At 57.4% G+C, this 17,962-nt stretch carries 16 protein-coding genes; 9 read left to right on the plus strand and 7 right to left on the minus strand.

Annotation, left to right across the window (positions count from 1 at the left end; all coding sequences use genetic code 11):
• Window positions 1–228 precede the first annotated feature (228 nt).
• On the minus strand, window positions 229–480 hold the full coding sequence (locus H8S59_RS19875) for an Lpp/OprI family alanine-zipper lipoprotein (protein WP_027902232.1): 252 nt from the start codon (window positions 478–480) through the stop codon (window positions 229–231).
• 602 nt (window positions 481–1,082) lie between these two features.
• Here H8S59_RS19875 and H8S59_RS19880 point away from each other — a divergent pair.
• Window positions 1,083–1,364, plus strand: a complete 282-nt coding sequence (locus H8S59_RS19880) for a GNAT family N-acetyltransferase (RefSeq protein ID WP_027902233.1) — start codon at window positions 1,083–1,085, stop codon at window positions 1,362–1,364.
• Between the two features lie 95 nt (window positions 1,365–1,459).
• Here the strand turns inward: H8S59_RS19880 and H8S59_RS19885 are convergent, their stop codons facing one another.
• On the minus strand, window positions 1,460–2,536 hold the full coding sequence (locus tag H8S59_RS19885; protein WP_027902234.1) for a 3-deoxy-7-phosphoheptulonate synthase: 1,077 nt from the start codon (window positions 2,534–2,536) through the stop codon (window positions 1,460–1,462).
• 217 nt (window positions 2,537–2,753) lie between these two features.
• On the opposite strand from H8S59_RS19885, the gene H8S59_RS19890 reads away from it, so the two are divergent.
• From H8S59_RS19890 to cysB, 3 genes are all read left to right on the plus strand, one after another.
• Window positions 2,754–3,089 (plus strand): thioredoxin family protein, encoded by a 336-nt coding sequence (locus H8S59_RS19890; protein WP_187522549.1) that lies wholly within the window; start codon window positions 2,754–2,756, stop codon window positions 3,087–3,089.
• 141 nt (window positions 3,090–3,230) lie between these two features.
• Window positions 3,231–3,743, plus strand: a complete 513-nt coding sequence (locus H8S59_RS19895) for a universal stress protein (RefSeq protein ID WP_095095623.1) — start codon at window positions 3,231–3,233, stop codon at window positions 3,741–3,743.
• A 121-nt stretch (window positions 3,744–3,864) separates the two neighbouring features.
• Window positions 3,865–4,839: an HTH-type transcriptional regulator CysB gene (gene cysB / locus H8S59_RS19900; RefSeq protein ID WP_087265080.1), complete on the plus strand. Its 975-nt coding sequence runs from the start codon at window positions 3,865–3,867 to the stop codon at window positions 4,837–4,839.
• Window positions 4,840–5,043: 204 nt separating this feature from the next.
• Here cysB and H8S59_RS19905 read toward each other — a convergent pair whose 3' ends face one another.
• The 5 genes from H8S59_RS19905 to rloA all read right to left on the minus strand — a co-directional run bounded on the left by H8S59_RS19905 (window position 5,044) and on the right by rloA (window position 10,539).
• Window positions 5,044–5,778 carry a phosphoadenylyl-sulfate reductase gene (locus H8S59_RS19905; RefSeq protein ID WP_187522550.1) on the minus strand — a complete coding sequence of 245 codons (735 nt, stop codon included), beginning with the start codon at window positions 5,776–5,778 and terminating at the stop codon, window positions 5,044–5,046.
• Window positions 5,779–6,015: 237 nt separating this feature from the next.
• Window positions 6,016–7,359 carry an aminodeoxychorismate synthase component I gene (pabB, locus tag H8S59_RS19910; RefSeq protein WP_187522551.1) on the minus strand — a complete coding sequence of 448 codons (1,344 nt, stop codon included), beginning with the start codon at window positions 7,357–7,359 and terminating at the stop codon, window positions 6,016–6,018.
• A gap of 108 nt (window positions 7,360–7,467) precedes the next feature.
• Window positions 7,468–8,445, minus strand: a complete 978-nt coding sequence (locus H8S59_RS19915; protein ID WP_176469885.1) for an alpha-L-glutamate ligase-like protein — start codon at window positions 8,443–8,445, stop codon at window positions 7,468–7,470.
• On the minus strand, window positions 8,445–9,998 hold the full coding sequence (gene rloB, locus H8S59_RS19920; protein ID WP_095095631.1) for an osmotic stress tolerance membrane protein RloB: 1,554 nt from the start codon (window positions 9,996–9,998) through the stop codon (window positions 8,445–8,447). The genes H8S59_RS19915 and rloB overlap by 1 nt, the downstream gene beginning before the upstream one ends.
• A 4-nt stretch (window positions 9,999–10,002) precedes the next feature.
• The gene (gene rloA / locus H8S59_RS19925) at window positions 10,003–10,539 is read right to left on the minus strand and encodes a retropepsin-like aspartic peptidase RloA (protein ID WP_027902243.1); all 537 of its coding nucleotides are present in this window, start codon (window positions 10,537–10,539) and stop codon (window positions 10,003–10,005) included.
• A gap of 325 nt (window positions 10,540–10,864) precedes the next feature.
• On the opposite strand from rloA, the gene H8S59_RS19930 reads away from it, so the two are divergent.
• The 5 genes from H8S59_RS19930 (at window position 10,865) to prpF (ending at window position 17,935) form a co-directional block, all read left to right on the plus strand.
• Window positions 10,865–11,590 (plus strand): GntR family transcriptional regulator, encoded by a 726-nt coding sequence (locus H8S59_RS19930; RefSeq protein ID WP_095095634.1) that lies wholly within the window; start codon window positions 10,865–10,867, stop codon window positions 11,588–11,590.
• Window positions 11,590–12,483: a methylisocitrate lyase gene (prpB, locus tag H8S59_RS19935; protein ID WP_095095638.1), complete on the plus strand. Its 894-nt coding sequence runs from the start codon at window positions 11,590–11,592 to the stop codon at window positions 12,481–12,483. The genes H8S59_RS19930 and prpB overlap by 1 nt, the downstream gene beginning before the upstream one ends.
• Window positions 12,484–12,646: 163 nt before the next feature.
• Window positions 12,647–13,774: a bifunctional 2-methylcitrate synthase/citrate synthase gene (gene prpC / locus H8S59_RS19940; protein ID WP_187522552.1), complete on the plus strand. Its 1,128-nt coding sequence runs from the start codon at window positions 12,647–12,649 to the stop codon at window positions 13,772–13,774.
• 207 nt (window positions 13,775–13,981) lie between these two features.
• Complete coding sequence (gene acnD, locus H8S59_RS19945) at window positions 13,982–16,573, plus strand: Fe/S-dependent 2-methylisocitrate dehydratase AcnD (protein ID WP_187522553.1); 2,592 nt, start codon at window positions 13,982–13,984, stop codon at window positions 16,571–16,573.
• Between the two features lie 180 nt (window positions 16,574–16,753).
• The gene (prpF, locus tag H8S59_RS19950; protein ID WP_187522554.1) at window positions 16,754–17,935 is read left to right on the plus strand and encodes a 2-methylaconitate cis-trans isomerase PrpF; all 1,182 of its coding nucleotides are present in this window, start codon (window positions 16,754–16,756) and stop codon (window positions 17,933–17,935) included.
• Window positions 17,936–17,962: the final 27 nt, after the last annotated feature.

Below are 17,962 nucleotides of genomic sequence, written 5' to 3' on the forward strand. Positions count from 1 at the left end.
CGGGTATGCCGAGCCTAGGCGAGGCACCTAGTGGTGGGGCAAGAGCGTTTTGCTTACTTTTGCGCTTCTCAAAAGTGAGGCGCTGTAAAAGCGCAACCAATACCAGCAATCACTCCAATAACGGATATGCCCACACAAACCACAAACCACAATCAAAACCCAGCCAATAAAAAAGCCGACCCGGATAACCAGATCGGCTTTTTTGCAACAACAATCCCGAAGGGATTATTACTTGCGGCTAGCCTTGTCCAACATACGCAGAGCGCGCTCGTTGGCTTCGTCAGCAGTTTGCTGAGCTTTTTGAGCAGCAGCCAGAGCTTCGTCAGCTTTGCGATAAGCTTCGTCAGCGCGAGCTTGCGAACGAGCAGCTGCGTCTTCAGTAGCGGTCAGACGAGCTTCGGTTTCTTTGGATACGCTGCTGCAACCGGTAGCCAGAACTGCTGCCAGAGCCAGAGCAGAGAATTTCAGAGCATTGTTCATTGTGTTCCCCTTCAAGGACTTTTTTCAAATTAGTCATCTCTCGAAAATGAGAAAATGACCGGCGTACATAGTACCCACTGTTTGTAGTAAGTAAACTGACGAAGCGCAAGAAGCCCGACATTTTGTGCGCTTTGAAAGTGATCAACCTTACTGTCCACGTGTTTTGTATAAAAAATATCCAACCGCTGCACATGTCTCACGTAACCCTTATGCCCAAGGGCTTGCGAGTCGCAGATCAACACTGGCAAGACGAGAAATGTTCACCTTGCCAACCACTGTTCACGACCGCAGGTATAGGGGGAACATGCATCTGTTTAGCTTGCGTCGAGGTGACTTTCAATTCAGCTCGACGTCTCAATCGACAAGCTCCGGCAATGTTCAGTTCAACGCTCTGCTCAATCAGATATTCGGTCGCGGTTTTTTGCGGTTGATACGCTTGAGCATATTCCCCAATGACGCCTACTATTTGCAGGTGCTCTTTTGTTGGGATCAGCAAAGCTCTTCTCGGTGTCCAAAACAGGCACAGGGTGGCGTAGATGTTCCTTCGCCGGAAAAACATCGGTAAGGTAGGGGTCAAATTCCAAGACCCGCGAGGAGTAGTGATGAGCGAGGCGCTGTCCATCCACCATGATGAGACCGGTCACCAGTTTGAAATCAACATCGACGGTCACCGTGCCTACCTGACCTATATGGACCTGGGTAAGCAGACTCTGGATATCTATCGGACCTTCGTCCCCAATGCCCTGCGTGGTCGAGGCATTGCTGCTGCACTGACCGAACAGGCGCTCGATTACGCCGACAGCATCGGGTATACGGTCATCCCGTCATGCTCTTATGTAGAGCGCTATATGGAGCGCAATCAGCGTCAGGCGGCAAAGATCTGAGTCGGGGTTCAGTCGGTATCCCCGACAGAGTTGTAACCCGATAGCACCAAGAAAAACGCCGAGCATATGCTCGGCGTTTTCGTTTCTGCTGCTGATCAGCCGCGTTGGCGTTTCGGCAGTACGTCCTTGAGCTTGGCGTGCATGCTGCGCAAGGTTTTTTCTGTGCTTTCCCAGTCGATGCAGGCATCGGTGACGGACACGCCGTATTGCAGCTCGGACAAATCCTTGGGAATCGCCTGACAGCCCCAGTTCAGATGACTTTCGACCATCAGGCCGATGATCGACTGGTTGCCTTCCAGAATCTGGTTGGCGACGTTTTCCATGACCAGCGGCTGCAGGGCAGGGTCTTTGTTGGAGTTGGCGTGGCTGCAATCCACCATGATGTTCGGTTTGATCTTCGCCTTGTTCAGCGCCTGCTCACACAGTGCAACGCTGACCGAATCATAGTTGGGCTTGCCGTTGCCGCCGCGTAGCACCACGTGGCCATAGGCATTGCCTTTGGTGGTCACGATGGACACGCCACCTTCCTGGTTGATCCCCAGGAAACGGTGTGGGCTGGAAACCGATTGCAGGGCATTGATTGCCACTGTCAGGCCGCCGTCGGTGCCATTCTTGAAGCCCACGGCCGAGGACAGGCCTGATGCCATCTCCCGGTGTGTCTGGGATTCAGTGGTCCGTGCGCCGATGGCCGACCAGCTGATCAGGTCCTGCAGGTACTGCGGGGAGATCGGGTCCAGCGCTTCGGTGGCTGTGGGCAGGCCCATTTCAGCCAGGTCCAGCAGCAACTGGCGGCCGATATGCAGGCCGTCCTGAATCTTGAATGAGTCGTCCAGGTACGGATCGTTGATCAGACCTTTCCAGCCCACGGTGGTGCGCGGCTTCTCGAAGTAGACGCGCATCACCAGATACAGCGTGTCGGAAACCTCGGCGGCCAGCGCCTTGAGGCGTTCGGCGTATTCGTGTGCGGCCTTGATGTCATGGATCGAGCATGGCCCGATCACGATGAACAGGCGGTGATCCTTACCATCGAGAATGTCGCGGACCACTTCACGGCCCTTGCTCACTGTCTTCAGTGCGGCGGCGGTGAGCGGGATTTCGCGCTTGAGCTGATCCGGTGTGATCAGTGTCTCGTTGGAGGAAACGTTGAGGTCGTCAATCGGTAAATCAGCCATCGTGCTACTCATCAGGTCGCGTATGCCGGCCGCCAACGAACCCCGTGGGGCGAAGCCTGGCATGATTGAGCGAAACGGGGGACCGAACCTTAGCGCGTTAGGCCGTGCCGATACAATGGGCAAACGCCGCTTTATCGAGCGTCGTGCGCCCGGCGGGCTGATTTGCAAGCACCTGCAGGGGCAGGGATAGTGAGTGACAGATTGTGGGAGGCAGTAATTGAACCAGCTTGAATTGACCGACTTTGATATTGATCATCAGTTATTGGCACTTCCCGGCACTTCGCTTCTGATATTCACCAGTGTCGGTTGCAGCAGTTGCCGATATGCCCGAGAGCTGCTTCCGACACTTGATCTGGGGCTGGATCGTATCTGCTGGATCGATGCCGAGGAAAACGGCGGGGCGGTTGCGCGATACGAGGTATTTCATCTACCGGCATTGTTTGTGATTCGGGATGGGCTGTTTTATGGCGGGTTGCGTTCGCCCCTGACCCTGACCGGGATTCGACAGTCTCTGGCGCAGGCTTTGGGTACGAAGTCAGATGAATTGCCTTGAGTATTTATCTGCGTTTCCCTTGTATCAGCAATGAGTTGAAAGCTACTACCTCAAGGGCTCGCAGGTAATTGCCGCCACACTCCTGAGGGCGCTGCTAAGCTGATTCCATCTCCGCCATTCTGGCTGTCCGGGAGGTCGTACATGATTCGCTCGATGCTTTATGCCACAGACCTCGGTCTGTACGCGCCCTATGTTATGCAGCACGCGCTGGCACTGGCTCGAACATTCAATGCCGACCTCTATGTGGTGCATGTGGTGGAGCCTATCGGGTCGTTTGCCGAATCGGTACTGCAGAGTTATCTGGATGAGGACGCGTTGAAGGATCTGCGCAGTCAGGGATTGAGTTCAGTCATGGAAGGTATCGAGCAGAGAGTGCTTGATGGTTTTCGTGAAGAGTTGGGCGAGGATCATCAGGATCTGGCGCTGATCAGCACGGTGCGGGTGGTTCAGGGCGATCCGTGCGATGTGATTCTGGGGCAGGCTGACGAGCTCAAGGTTGATCTGGTTATTGTCGGCAGCCATAGCCGTGGGGCAGAGCCCACCACGCCGATAGGTCGTACTGCGGCACGGGTTCTGCAACTTTCGCAGGTGCCGGTGTATATGGTGCCGGGTTGTACTCAAAGCGTGCGCAGATCGAATGGGCGGGTCGAATAAAATCGAGCGTGCCTTTATCGCGCAAAGATGATAAAAAGTTCTAGCTTTGTCGTTCCTACCATTAATCCAGTTATATACCGTCGCTGATGCCCTTGGCGTCTTCCTGCTTTGAGGGATTCATATGAAGCTTCAACAACTGCGCTACATCTGGGAAGTGGCGCACCACGACCTCAACGTTTCAGCGACGGCTCAGAGCCTTTACACCTCTCAGCCAGGTATCAGCAAGCAGATCCGCTTGCTCGAAGATGAGCTGGGCGTGGAAGTTTTCGCTCGCAGTGGCAAGCATCTGACCCGTGTCACTCCGGCCGGCGAACGCATTATCACCACCGCCGGTGAGATCCTGCGCAAGGTTGAAAGCATCAAGCAGATTGCCCAGGAATTCTCCAATGAGAAAAAAGGCACGCTGTCCATTGCGACGACTCACACCCAGGCACGTTATGCACTGCCACCGGTGATCAGCAACTTCATCAAGCAATACCCCGACGTGTCGCTGCACATGCATCAGGGGTCGCCCATGCAGATCGCCGAAATGGCTGCGGACGGCACGGTCGATTTCGCCATCGCGACTGAAGCACTGGAGTTGTTCGGTGATCTGGTGATGATGCCGTGCTACCGCTGGAACAGGTGTGTGGTAGTGCCTCATGGTCACCCGCTGACCAAAGTACCGAAGCTGACCCTGGAAGTGCTGGCTGAATACCCGATCGTGACTTACGTGTTCGGCTTCACGGGGCGCTCCAAGCTGGATGAAGCGTTCAGCCATCGCGGCCTGACACCAAAAGTCGTATTCACTGCAGCCGACGCCGACGTCATCAAGACTTATGTACGTCTGGGGCTGGGTGTTGGCATCGTTGCGAAAATGGCTGTCGACACCAAGCTGGACAGCGATCTGGTGATGCTCGATGCCAGCGATCTGTTTGAGTCAAGCGTGACCAAGATCGGCTTCCGTCGCGGCACTTTCCTGCGCGGTTTCATGTGTGACTTCATCGAGAAGTTCGCGCCGCACCTGACTCGCGAAGTGATGGCCAAGGCGATTCAGTGCCATAACAAACAGGAACTGGAAGAGCTGTTTGATGGGGTTGAACTGCCGGTGCATTGATCGGCGTTTGGGCACATTTATCTGTAGGAGCTCACGAGCACCGCGAGGCAGCGATGGCGCCCTGTCTGACACACCGCTGTCGCGGCCTCGCGTTGCTCGTGCGCTCCTACAGATCTATGTTCGCTGGCGACAGCGCGCGGTGTAGCAGAGGTGCCACTCCCACAGGGAATTGATCTGTGGAGCGTCGCGAGCTAAAGGTTGGTATCACACCTTCGCGATCAGATTCCCCGAGTGCAGCCCGCATTCCTTCTGCGTCGCTTCTTCCCACCACCAGCGACCTTCACGCTCATGCTGGTTCGGCAATACCGGGCGCGTGCAGGGCTCGCAGCCGATACTGATGAACCCGCGCTCGTGCAGGCTGTTGTATGGCAGCTCCAGCATGCGGATATAGCCCCAGATTTCCTCGCTGCTCATCTGTGCCAACGGGTTGAACTTGTACAGGGTGCGCTCCGGGGTGGAGAACGCGCTGTCAATTTCCAGGGCCGCCACCTGGCTGCGAGTGCCGGGGCTCTGGTCGCGACGTTGACCGGTTGCCCATGCCTTCACGCCAGATAGTTTGCGGCGCAGCGGTTCGATCTTGCGCACGCCGCAGCATTCGCCGTGACCGTCCCGATAAAAGCTGAACAAACCCTTCTCTTTGACGAAAGGTTCGAGCTTTTGCTGATCCGGCGTCATGATCTCGATATCGATCTTGTAGTGCTCACGGACCTGTTCGATGAAGCGATAGGTTTCCGGATGCAGGCGACCGGTGTCCAGACTGAATACTTTGACGTTCTTGTTCAGTTTCCAGGCCATGTCCACCAGCACCACATCCTCGGCGCCGCTGAACGAAATCCACAGCTCGTCACCGAAATGCTGGAAGGCCAGTTTGAGGATGTCTTGTGCCGACTTGTTGGCGTAGGTCGCGGCAAGTTCGGTGACATCGAAGGGTGTGCTCATCAGGCGGTTTCCTAAATATGGCGCTTAGGCGCTCGTAATGACGCGAATGTTAACAAAAACTGTCGCCGAATTGGCCTGCGGGTTGTGCGCAGTCCCGTAGGACTGGCTTTAGCCGGGAGGCCGTCGGTACATTCACCAAACTGTCTTCGCTAGAGATTCCGCTCTCCCGGCTAAAGCCGGTCCTACGGGATTGCAGGTCGCATAGAATCTCCCACAGGAAGCGAGTTGCATCGGTGGTTAAAGCGCCTCCAGCGTATCCAGCAAAACCCGCACCTTGGTAAACGACTCCTGATATTCGGCCTCGCAGTCGGAGTCTGCAACAATCCCGCCGCCTGCCCAGCAGGAGATCTTGCCATCCTTGGCGAGCAGGCTGCGGATCGCGATGGAGCTGTCCATCTCGCCACGCACGTCGAGATACAGCAGCGAGCCGCAGTACAGGCCGCGGCGGGTCGGTTCCAGTTCATCGATGATCTGCATGGCGCGAATTTTTGGCGCGCCGGTAATGGATCCACCCGGAAAACTGCCTGCGATCAAATCCAGAGCATCGTGATCATTCGCCAGTTCACCCACTACGCTGCTCACCAGATGGTGCACGTTGGGGTAGCTTTCGAGGCTGAACAGTTCCGGTACTTTCACTGAGCCAATCCGGCAACTACGCCCCAGATCGTTGCGTAGCAGATCGACGATCATCAGGTTTTCCGCACGGTCCTTGGTGCTGGATATCAATTCCTGCGCATAGGCCTGGTCTTCGGCGATGTTTTTGCCTCGCGGCCGTGTGCCCTTGATGGGGCGGGTTTCGACGTGGCCCTGGCTGACCTTGACGAAGCGTTCCGGCGAAAGGCTCAGCACAGCGGCACCATCCGGCAGCGCCTGATAACCGGAAAACGGGGTAGGGCAGGCCCGCCGCAACGCGCAATAAGCCGCCCACGGGTCGCCTTCGTAACGGGCCTGAAAGCGTTGAGTCAGATTGACCTGATAGCAGTCACCCGCATGGATGTAGGACTGGATACGGTCAAAGCCTTCGCGGTAAGCACTGGCGCTGATCGACGGCGCAAACTGGCCGTCCAGGGCGAAGACACTTGAGTCGGGTGCCTGGGTGCTGCTGAACAGCGCAATCAGCCTCTGGCGCTCGGTTTCGGCCAGCGAGGGGTGAAACACGAGCTGGCTGGTCTGCTGCTGATGATCGCTGATTAACGCCCAGGCGTAGAGCCCCAGTCGCGCATCGGGAAGTTGCAGGTCATCAAGCGCAGCGCCGGATTGTGTTTCGAGGCGGCGCCCGAAGTCGTAGCTGATGTAGCCGATCAAACCGCCTGCGAACGGCAGCTCACAGTCGGTGGGCAACTGCGCGTGACCCAGGGCGTTCAAGCCATCACGCAAGCGCTGGAAAAATCCGCTGCCGGTTTCTGCGCTGTCCGGCAGGAATGTCTGCACGGGCCATGCGCTGAGCAGGTCGAAGCGGCCACGCTCGGCAGCCGGTCGGCCGCTGTCCAGCAGAATGGCGCCCGGGGCCTGGCGGATGCGTTGGAAATAATCCGCTGGGTCAGCGCGGTAAGGCAGCGAATAAAGTAAACAGTCAGGCATTCGAGGGATGTCAGTTCGGAGCGCGGGACGGGGATTGTAGTCTTCCGTCGGCATCGCTCCTAGTGGCGTGTCGGAATTGGATTGTCAGTGGGCGCAGTGGTCCTGTGCTCAGGACGCCTGCACGTGGCCGAACAGCTCCTGAACAAACTGCACTCGTTGTTCAGGCGTTTCCTGTTCGCCATTGAGTGCCAATTGCTCAAGTCGCGCTTCAACCGCCTGAGTCCGGTGAGTCAGGCCGCAATCGTTGGCGATCTGAATATTGAGACCGGGGCGGGCGTTGAGTTCGAGAATCAACGGGCCATGCTCCTGATCGAGCACCATGTCGACGCCGATGTAACCCAGGCCACACAGCTCATAGCACTCTGCGGCGAGTTTCATGAAACCGTCCCAGTTGGGCAATTGAACGCCATCCACCGCATTGGTGGTGTCCGGGTGTTTAGTGATGATGTTATTCAGCCAGGTGCCGCGCAGGGTAATGCCGGTGGCCAGATCGACACCGACGCCAATCGCACCCTGGTGCAGGTTGGCCTTGCCGCCGGACTGCCGGGTGGGCAGGCGCAGCATGGCCATGACCGGGTAGCCCATCAGGACAATGATGCGAATATCCGGCACGCCCTCGTAGCTGATGCTTTTGAAAATCTGATCCGGGGTGACGCGGTATTCGATCAGTGCCCGGTCCCGGTGGCCGCCCAGGGAATAGAGCCCGGTAAGGATGCTCGACACCTGATGCTCGATCTCCGAATGACTGACGATGCGCCCGGAAACCGTACGATAGCGACCCTCGAAACGATCGGCGATCACCAGGATGCCATCGCCGCCAGCGCCCTGAGCGGGCTTGATCACGAAATCACTGCGACCACCGATGATCTCGTCGAGCTTGTCGATTTCCTTCTCGGTAGAAATTACCCCGTACATCTCGGGCACATTGATGCCCGCTGCGATCGCCCGCTCCTTGGTGATGATCTTGTCATCGACAATCGGGTACAGGCTGCGCTTGTTGTATTTGAGCACGTAATCGGCGTTACGCCGGTTGATGCCCATGATGCCCCGGGCTTCCAGCGCCTTCCAGGTCTTCCACCAGCCGATCATTTGGCTTCTTCTTGCTTGGCTTCTTCCTTCAGGAAGGCCTTGAAGCGGACCAGTTCAGTCAGGCGGTAACCGCGATAGCGACCCATGGCCAGCATGAAGCCCACCAGAATCAGCAGCACTGCCGGGAAGGTGAAGACGAAGTAGATCAGCGCTGGCACGCTCATGATGATGTGCGCCAGGGAGGCCGCGAACAGCGTGCCGATGGCGACTTTCATGGCATGACCACCGCCACGCTCCTCCCAGGTGATCGACAGGCGTTCAATGGTCATGGTCAGAATCACCATCGGGAACAGCGCCACTGAAAGGCCGCGCTCCAGACCCAGTTTGTGACTGAGTACGCTGATGGCAGCAATCAGGACGACCACGAACGTCAGCACCACCGACAGGCGGGGCAGCATTTGCAGCTTCAAATGTTCCAGATAAGAGCGTAACGAAAGTCCGAGCGCAGTAATCACCGTGAACAGAATGATGCCGAAGCCGAGCTGGGTTTCCCTGAAGGCCAGGGCGATCAGCACCGGGGTAAACGTACCAAGCGTCTGCAGGCCAATCAGGTTGCGCAGGACCAGAATGACCAGCACACCGATCGGAATCATGACCATGATCATGAAGGTCTGCTGGGTTTCCAGCGGCAGGCCATACAACGAATATTCAAGGAAGTCGGCGTCAGTGCTGGCATCGGTCAGCTGTGCGAGCCGAATCGCGTTCATCTCGCTGTTGTTGAGGCTGAACGTGACCAGAGCTTTTTTGCCGCCCTCGACCGTGATCAGGTTCTCGTCGCCCGTCCACCATAGCAAGCGGTCATCAGGCAGGCCTTTTTCACCGGTGTCCGGGTTGAAATACAGCCAGTCCTTGCCATTGAAACTGCGCAGCCAGAGTTCAGGGCTTTGCGGCTGGTCGGCTACGAGGCGAATCGTGTGGACCTTCTCCATTGGCACATGGGCAATGGACAGCAGCAATTCGGTAATGCGCGCCTTGTTGGTGCTGGAGGTATCACCTGCCAGCAGCAGCTTGACGTTGTCATCTTTCAGATTGTTGACCCGCTTGATGGCTTCAGTGATGAAGGTCTCGACGTCGGCCGAGTGCTGGCGGATTGGCGCGAGCAGCGCTTCGGCGGCAATCTTCTCCGGGCCTTCGACCGGGATGCTGTCGCGGAAGATCGGCCCTTTGGTCTTCAGCCTTTCGCCGCTATAACGCTTGGTCAGCACCAGGCGGTAGTACAGGGTCTGATTGCCGGTTGCGCGACGTGCCGACCAGGTGACTTTGCGATTGCCATCGACCCGGTTGACGCTGACGCCGTAGTTATTGGAAATGAAGCTTTCGTTGAGGCTGATGAAGTCCCGCGCCAGCGGCGGCACGAACATCTGCACCTTCACCGAATCCTTATTGTTGTTGGCAACGAATTCGACTTTGGCGTCGATATTCCACAGGTCGTCGGTTTCATCCTCAGTCATCGGGATGCCGAGCGCCAGAATCTGATAAGCCGTGATCGCTATTCCCAGGGTCACCAGGACGCCGATCAGGATTTTCAGATGCAAAGTCAAAGAACGCATGGGTTTACTCGGTGGTTTGAGCAGTAATTTCACAGCCAGGCTTGCCCGCTGCGTACTTAAGGCTTGGGTCGACCAGCGCATCAAAGCGTTTTAGAGCCTCGGAGCCGATCAAAAGCGGATATTGGAAAGCACTTCTGTCCGTCAAGTTCACTTCGATGGTGCGTAAAGATGCACCCATGCACACATCAAGGCTGATGACCGGGCGCGCCGTGTACTTTTTTTCTTCATCGGCGTCGTAATCATCGGCACGTCGTTTGATCTTGCTGACCCTTGCCAGTGGCCGCTCGATGGGGTGCGCATGGGCGTCATCGATCGCCAGATAGAAGCGCACCCAGGTTTCGCCATTGCGTTTGAAATGTTTGATATCCCGAGCGCTCAGTGAAGCAGTCTTGGCGCCGGTGTCGAGTTTGGCGGCAACCTGCAGGTCGATATCGTTGAGCTGAGCGTATTCGTTCAGACCATAAACGGTCTTGTCGGCTGCCATGCCGTTGATTGATAGCAGAAGAAGGCAGAGCAGGGCGGGAAGGGCTTTGAGTGTCATAAATCCTGGCACGTTGAGAGCGGTCATCCGGACATCGCCCTTAAGTCATTTATTGGCTGGCGCAGTGCTATTACTGACGATCAGTTGGGGCGGCATTCTAGCATGAAGGTGCGTCTCGCTCACTGCGATGATCCTGTGGGAGCCGGGCTTGCCCGCGATAAGGCTACATGCGATTTACTTTAGATAGCGTCCAGTCATATCGCGAGCAAGCTCTGCTCCCACATAAGATCGTATAGTGGACTATTGTCGACAGTCCTGATTAATGCTTTGACTAAAATGCATTTGAAAGCTAGTTTTAGCCAAAATAATTCTATCGGTGTCGACAATGTTGGAATCAGCCGAAAGCGCTGCTCCAGTGACAGATGATTCGGAAACCCTTTCCGAGAACGTTTTTCGTCGCATTCAGTCCGCCATCATCAAAGGTGAGATCGCTCCCGGCAGCAAGATTTCCGAGCCCGAGCTGGCGCGCACGTACGGCATCAGTCGCGGCCCTTTGCGTGAGGCAATTCATCGTCTTGAGGGGCAGCGCTTGCTGGTTCGTGTGCCCCATGTGGGCGCTCGTGTGGTTTCCCTCAGTCATGCCGAACTGATCGAGCTGTACGAGATTCGCGAATCCCTGGAAGGCATGGCCTGTCGTCTGGCGGCCGAGCGCATGACCGCCGAAGAAATCGATGACTTGCGCCGCGTGCTGGAAACCCATGAGCGTGATGCCGCGTTTCAGGCTGGCGTCGGTTATTACCAGCAGGAAGGGGATTTCGATTTCCACTATCGGATCATCCAGGGCAGCGGCAATAAAACCCTGACGCAAATGCTCTGCGGCGATCTGTATCAACTGGTGCGCATGTACCGCATCCAGTTCTCTGCGACGCCCAATCGTCCCCGTCAGGCATTTGCCGAACACCATCGCATTCTCGATGCCATCGCCGACCGTGACGGCGAACTGGCCGAACTGTTGATGCGTCGCCACATCGGCGCCTCCAAACGCAATATCGAGCGGCATTATTTAGAGCAGTGTTCCCTGAAACAGCCTGCCCCAACCCGAGGTGAATAATGAATTCCAATAAAACCACTCCAGGCCAACGTTTTCGTGATGCGGTCGCCAGCGAGCATCCGCTGCAAGTGGTCGGCGCGATTAATGCCAATCATGCGTTGCTGGCCAAGCGCGCCGGGTTCAAGGCTATCTACCTGTCGGGTGGCGGGGTGGCGGCGGGTTCGCTGGGGATTCCTGATCTGGGCATCACCGGTCTTGATGACGTACTTACCGACGTACGCCGTATCACCGATGTCTGCGATCTGCCTTTGCTGGTAGACGTGGATACGGGTTTTGGATCGTCGGCCTTTAACGTGGCGCGGACTGTGCGCTCGATGATCAAGTTCGGCGCAGCCGCGATTCATATCGAAGATCAGGTGGGTGCCAAGCGCTGCGGCCATCGCCCTAATAAAGAAATCGTGACCCAGCAGGAAATGGTCGACCGCATCAAAGCGGCCGTGGATGCCCGCACCGATGACAGTTTTGTGATTATGGCGCGCACTGATGCGCTGGCGGTGGAAGGGATTGAGTCGGCCCTTGAGCGTGCAGCCGCGTGCATCGAAGCGGGAGCCGATATGGTCTTCCCCGAAGCCATCACCGAGCTGGACATGTACAAGCTGTTTGCTTCGCGGGTCAAAGCGCCGATTCTTGCCAATATCACCGAGTTTGGTGCCACGCCGCTGTTCACCGTGGACGAGTTGCGCGGCGCTGATGTTTCCCTGGTGCTCTATCCTTTATCGGCATTCCGCGCCATGAACAAGGCGGCGGAAAACGTCTACGGCGCGATTCGCCGTGATGGCAGCCAGAAGAACGTGGTCGACACCATGCAGACCCGAATGGAGCTTTACGACGCGATTGATTACCACACCTTCGAACAGAAGCTGGATGCGCTGTTTGCGCAGAAGAAGGGGTGAGGGCGGATGGATAACCCGTTGGAGCGAGGCTTGCCCGCGAAGGCGGTGTGTCAGTTACATATCGATTACTGACCCAACGCCTTCGCGGGCAAGCCTCGCTCCAACGGAGGTTGATTTTTAAAGAATTGCCAAATCCCTAAAAAATCCAACATTGGAGAGAGCAATGGCTGAAGCAAAAGTATTAAGCGGCGCAGGCCTGCGTGGTCAGGTTGCCGGGCAGACTGCCTTGTCTACCGTTGGCCAGACCGGTGCCGGTTTGACGTACCGTGGCTATGACGTAAAAGAACTGGCTGCCGAGGCTCGCTTTGAAGAAGTCGCGTACCTGCTGCTTTACGGCGAGCTGCCGACCCAGACGCAACTGGACGGCTATCTCGCGAAGCTGAAAAAGCTCCGCGACCTGCCGCAAGCTTTGAAAGAAGTGCTCGAACGGATCCCTGCTGATACCCACCCAATGGACGTGATGCGTACCGGTGCGTCGATGCTCGGCACGCTGGAACCTGAAACCAGCTTCGAGCAGCAGCGCGATTCAACCGACCGCTTGCTCGCAGCCTTCCCGGCGATCATGTGTTACTGGTATCGCTTCAGTCATGACGGCAAACGCATCGATTGCGTGACCGACGAGGACTCTATTGGCGCGCATTTCCTGCATCTGTTGCTGGACAAGAAACCCAGCGAGCTGCATCGCAAGGTCATGGATGTTTCGCTGATCCTCTATGCAGAGCATGAATTCAATGCGTCGACCTTCACGGCTCGGGTCTGTGCGTCGACCCTGTCCGATCTGTTCTCGTGCATCACGGCTGCAATTGGCACCTTGCGCGGTCCATTGCACGGCGGCGCCAATGAAGCGGCTATGGAAATGATTCAGCGTTTCGATTCTGCCGAAGACGCCATCAAAGGCACCTTGGGCATGCTGGAGCGCAAAGACAAGATCATGGGCTTTGGCCACGCGATCTATAAAGAGTCGGACCCGCGCAACGAAGTCATCAAGGGCTGGGCGAAAAAGCTCGCCGATGAAGCGGGCGATACCGTGTTGTACCCAGTGTCCGAAGCCATCGACAAAACCATGTGGGAGCAGAAAAAACTGTTCCCCAACGCCGACTTCTACCATGCCTCGGCGTACCACTTCATGGGCATTCCGACCAAGCTGTTCACGCCGATTTTCGTGTGCTCACGCCTGACAGGCTGGGCTGCGCATGTGTTCGAACAACGTGCCAACAACCGCATCATCCGACCCAGCGCCGAGTATGTCGGCGTTGAGCAGCGCAGTTTTGTGAGTATCGAAAAACGCTGATTATAAAAATGTTTAGGTAAGTGCCGCCCCGGTGTCCATGGCACCGCGCTGTCTCGGGGCAAACATTGGACCTGTAGGAGCTGCCGAAGGCTGCGATGGCGTTGTGTCAGATGAACGCTTCGCAGCCTTCGGCAGCTCCTACAGAGTGAGATGAGTTTGTTGCCCCTTATAGAGCTCCCACCATTTCCGTGATTGAGGTCCCGTGCCATGAACTCAGAACACCGCAAACCCTTGCCCGGTACTTCACTGGACTATTTCGATGCCCGTGAGGCGGTCGATGCCATCAAGCCTGGTGCCTACGACGGCTTGCCTTATACCTCGCGCGTGCTGGCTGAAAATCTGGTGCGGCGCTGTGATCCTGCGACCCTGAACGCCTCTCTGGAACAGTTGATCGAGCGCAAGCGCGACCTGGACTTCCCGTGGTTTCCGGCGCGTGTGGTGTGTCACGACATTCTTGGCCAGACTGCCCTTGTTGACCTCGCAGGCCTGCGGGACGCCATTGCTTTGCAGGGTGGCGACCCGTCGCTGGTCAATCCTGTGGTGCCGACGCAATTGATTGTTGACCACTCTTTAGCCGTCGAGCATGGCGGTTTTGAGCCTGACGCCTTTGAGCGCAATCGCGCTATTGAAGATCGTCGCAATGAAGACCGGTTTCACTTCATCAACTGGACCAAGAAAGCCTTCAAGAACGTCGATGTAATCCCGCCGGGGAACGGTATCATGCACCAGATCAATCTGGAGCGAATGTCGCCTGTGGTGCATGCGCTGGAGGGCGTGGCATTTCCGGACACCCTGGTCGGCACCGACAGCCACACGCCGCACGTGGATGCACTGGGGGTGATCGCCATTGGCGTCGGCGGGCTGGAGGCCGAGAGCGTGATGCTCGGTCGGGCGTCGTGGATGCGCCTGCCGGACATCATCGGTGTGGAGCTGGTGGGCAAGCGTCAGCCGGGTATCACCGCAACCGACATCGTACTGGCCGTTACCGAGTTTCTGCGTGCCGAGAAAGTCGTGTCGTCGTATCTGGAGTTCTTCGGCGATGGCGCTAACGCGCTGACCTTGGGCGACCGGGCGACCATCTCCAACATGACGCCTGAGTTCGGCGCCACGGCGGCGATGTTCTACATCGACCAGCAGACGCTGGATTACCTGACCCTGACCGGGCGCGATCCCGAGCAAGTCAGGCTGGTCGAAACCTATGCCAGACAGACTGGCCTGTGGGCCGACAGCCTGAAAACCGCCGAGTACGAGCGGGTGCTGAAGTTCGATCTGTCCAGTGTGGTCCGCAACATCGCGGGCCCATCCAATCCGCATCGGCGGGTACCGACTTCTGACCTGGCCGAGCTGGGGATTTCCGGCGTGGTAGAAAACGAACCGGGCCTGATGCCCGATGGCGCGGTGATCATCGCGGCAATCACCAGTTGCACCAACACCAGCAACCCGCGCAACGTGATCGCTGCGGGTTTGTTGGCGCGTAATGCCAACGCTGCTGGCCTGACCCGCAAACCCTGGGTCAAATCGTCGTTGGCGCCTGGCTCCAAGGCGGTGCAGCTGTATCTGGAAGAGGCCAATTTGCTGCCGGAACTGGAAAACCTGGGTTTTGGCATCGTCGGTTTTGCCTGCACCACCTGTAACGGCATGAGCGGCGCGCTGGATCCGGCCATCCAGCAGGAAGTCATTGATCGCGATCTTTACGCCACGGCTGTGCTGTCCGGCAATCGCAACTTCGATGGGCGCATTCACCCTTACGCCAAGCAGGCCTTCCTGGCCTCGCCGCCGTTGGTGGTGGCCTATGCGATTGCGGGCACCATTCGTTTCGATATCGAGAAGGATGTACTGGGCATCGACAAGGCGGGCAATCCGGTCACGCTGAAAGACATCTGGCCCAGCGACGAGGAAATCGACGCGGTGGTGAAAGCCAGCGTCAAGCCGGATCAGTTTCGTCAGGTTTATATCCCGATGTTCGAGATCAAGGCTGACGACGGTGAACGGGTCAAACCGCTCTACGACTGGCGTGCGCCGAGCACTTATATTCGTCGTCCGCCCTATTGGGAGGGCGCGCTGGCGGGGGCTCGACCATTGAAAGGCATGCGTCCGCTGGCCGTGCTGGGCGACAACATCACCACCGATCACTTGTCGCCGTCCAACGCCATCATGCTCGACAGCGCTGCCGGGGAATACCTGGCAAAAATGGGCCTGCCGGAAGAAGACTTCAATTCTTACGCGACTCATAGGGGCGACCATTTGACGGCCCAGCGCGCGACTTTTGCCAACCCCAAACTGATCAACGAAATGGTGCGCATTGACGGCAAGGTCAAGCAGGGCTCACTCGCACGTATTGAGCCGGAAGGTCAGGTCACTCGCATGTGGGAAGCGATTGAAACCTACATGGAGCGCAAGCAGCCGCTGATCATTATTGCGGGTGCGGACTATGGCCAGGGCTCATCCCGCGACTGGGCGGCGAAAGGCGTTCGGCTGGCAGGTGTCGAAGCCATCGCTGCCGAAGGTTTCGAGCGAATTCACCGGACCAATCTGGTCGGCATGGGCGTTTTGCCGCTGGAGTTCAAGCCGGGTGTTGATCGTCACACCCTGGGCATTGATGGCAGTGAAACCTTCGACGTAATCGGTGAGCGTATTCCCCGCAGTACATTGACGCTGGTGATCCATCGCAAAAATGGCGAGCGAATTGAAGTGCCGGTGACCTGTCGCCTGGATACGGCTGAAGAGGTTTCGATCTACGAAGCGGGCGGCGTGTTGCAGCGTTTTGCGCAGGATTTTCTTGAGGCGGCTACAGCCTGATACGCAATTTGATCATGACTTGAAATGAGATCAAATGTGGGAGCGGTGCTTGCCCGCGATAAGGCTGAACGCGATTCACTTTAGACCGCATTGGCCTTATCGCGGGCAAGCACCGCTCCCACAGGGACCGCTTTACTTCATTTGGAACTGGCGTTGACCTATTTTTGAGAGGGTCGCTACATGTCTCACCTGCCACAAATAAAAATCCCCGCTACCTACATGCGGGGCGGTACCAGCAAAGGCGTGTTCTTCAACCTCGTTGACCTGCCCGAGGCCGCGCAAGTGCCGGGCGCTGCTCGCGACGCCCTGCTGCTAAGGGTCATCGGCAGCCCGGACCCGTACGAAAAGCAGATCGACGGCATGGGCGGGGCGACTTCCAGCACCAGCAAGACGGTTATCGTGTCGCGCAGCAGTCGGGCGGATCACGATGTGGATTACCTGTTCGGGCAGGTTTCCATCGACAAGCCGTTCGTGGACTGGAGTGGTAACTGCGGCAACCTGTCTGCGGCAGTAGGCCCATTCGCCATCAGCAGCGGCTTGCTGGACGCCTCGCGCGTTCCTCAAAGCGGCGCTGCCGTGGTGCGGATCTGGCAGGCGAATATCGGCAAGACGATTATTGCCCATGTGCCCATTACTGACGGAGCAGTGCAGGAAACCGGCGATTTCGAACTGGATGGCGTGACGTTTCCAGCAGCCGAAGTGCAGTTGGAGTTTCTCGACCCGGCGGCCGACGAGGAGGGCGCAGGCGGTTCGATGTTCCCCACCGGCAATCTGGTGGATGAGCTGGAGGTACCGGGAGTTGGCACGTTCAAGGCCACGCTGATCAATGCCGGTATCCCGACCATATTTGTTAACGCTCGAGACATTGGCTATAGCGGCGTTGAATTGCAGGGCGATATCAATGGCGATCCCAAAGCGTTGGCGATGTTTGAAGCGATCCGCGCCCACGGCGCGCTGCGCATGGGCTTGATCAAGCATCTGGATGATGCAGTAACCCGCCAGCACACGCCGAAAGTAGCGTTCGTGGCACAACCCGCGGACTACATCGCGTCCAGCGGCAAGCCGGTAGCTGCCAGCCATATCGATCTGCTGGTGCGCGCCATGTCCATGGGCAAGTTGCATCACGCCATGATGGGCACCGCGGCGGTAGCCATCGGCACTGCGGCCGCCATTCCCGGTACGTTGGTCAATCTGGCGGCGGGTGGCATCGAGCGCGAAGCGGTGCGCTTCGGGCATCCCTCCGGCACTTTGCGGGTCGGGGCGCAGGCGCTGCAGAGCAATGGCGAATGGAAAGTCACCAAAGCCATCATGAGTCGCAGCGCGAGGGTGTTGATGGAGGGCTGGGTGCGGGTTCCGGGGTGATCTGATCGGTTGGCCTGGAATACTTTT

The organism is Pseudomonas folii (assembly GCF_014357575.1).
Classification (GTDB): domain Bacteria; phylum Pseudomonadota; class Gammaproteobacteria; order Pseudomonadales; family Pseudomonadaceae; genus Aquipseudomonas; species Aquipseudomonas folii.

Bases quoted from the DNA above. Each gene is read 5' to 3' on its own strand.
- prpB (WP_095095638.1), top strand. From the start codon at position 11,590: ATGAATTCCAATAAAACCACTCCAGGCCAACGTTTTCGTGATGCGGTC.
- prpC (WP_187522552.1), top strand. From the start codon at position 12,647: ATGGCTGAAGCAAAAGTATTAAGCGGCGCAGGCCTGCGTGGTCAGGTT.
- H8S59_RS19875 (WP_027902232.1), bottom strand. From the start codon at position 480: ATGAACAATGCTCTGAAATTCTCTGCTCTGGCTCTGGCAGCAGTTCTG.
- rloA (WP_027902243.1), bottom strand. From the start codon at position 10,539: ATGACACTCAAAGCCCTTCCCGCCCTGCTCTGCCTTCTTCTGCTATCA.
- H8S59_RS19905 (WP_187522550.1), bottom strand. From the start codon at position 5,778: ATGAGCACACCCTTCGATGTCACCGAACTTGCCGCGACCTACGCCAAC.
- H8S59_RS19880 (WP_027902233.1), top strand. From the start codon at position 1,083: ATGAGCGAGGCGCTGTCCATCCACCATGATGAGACCGGTCACCAGTTT.
- H8S59_RS19885 (WP_027902234.1), bottom strand. From the start codon at position 2,536: ATGGCTGATTTACCGATTGACGACCTCAACGTTTCCTCCAACGAGACA.
- rloB (WP_095095631.1), bottom strand. From the start codon at position 9,998: ATGCGTTCTTTGACTTTGCATCTGAAAATCCTGATCGGCGTCCTGGTG.
- cysB (WP_087265080.1), top strand. From the start codon at position 3,865: ATGAAGCTTCAACAACTGCGCTACATCTGGGAAGTGGCGCACCACGAC.
- pabB (WP_187522551.1), bottom strand. From the start codon at position 7,359: ATGCCTGACTGTTTACTTTATTCGCTGCCTTACCGCGCTGACCCAGCG.
- acnD (WP_187522553.1), top strand. From the start codon at position 13,982: ATGAACTCAGAACACCGCAAACCCTTGCCCGGTACTTCACTGGACTAT.
- prpF (WP_187522554.1), top strand. From the start codon at position 16,754: ATGTCTCACCTGCCACAAATAAAAATCCCCGCTACCTACATGCGGGGC.
- H8S59_RS19895 (WP_095095623.1), top strand. From the start codon at position 3,231: ATGATTCGCTCGATGCTTTATGCCACAGACCTCGGTCTGTACGCGCCC.
- H8S59_RS19930 (WP_095095634.1), top strand. From the start codon at position 10,865: ATGTTGGAATCAGCCGAAAGCGCTGCTCCAGTGACAGATGATTCGGAA.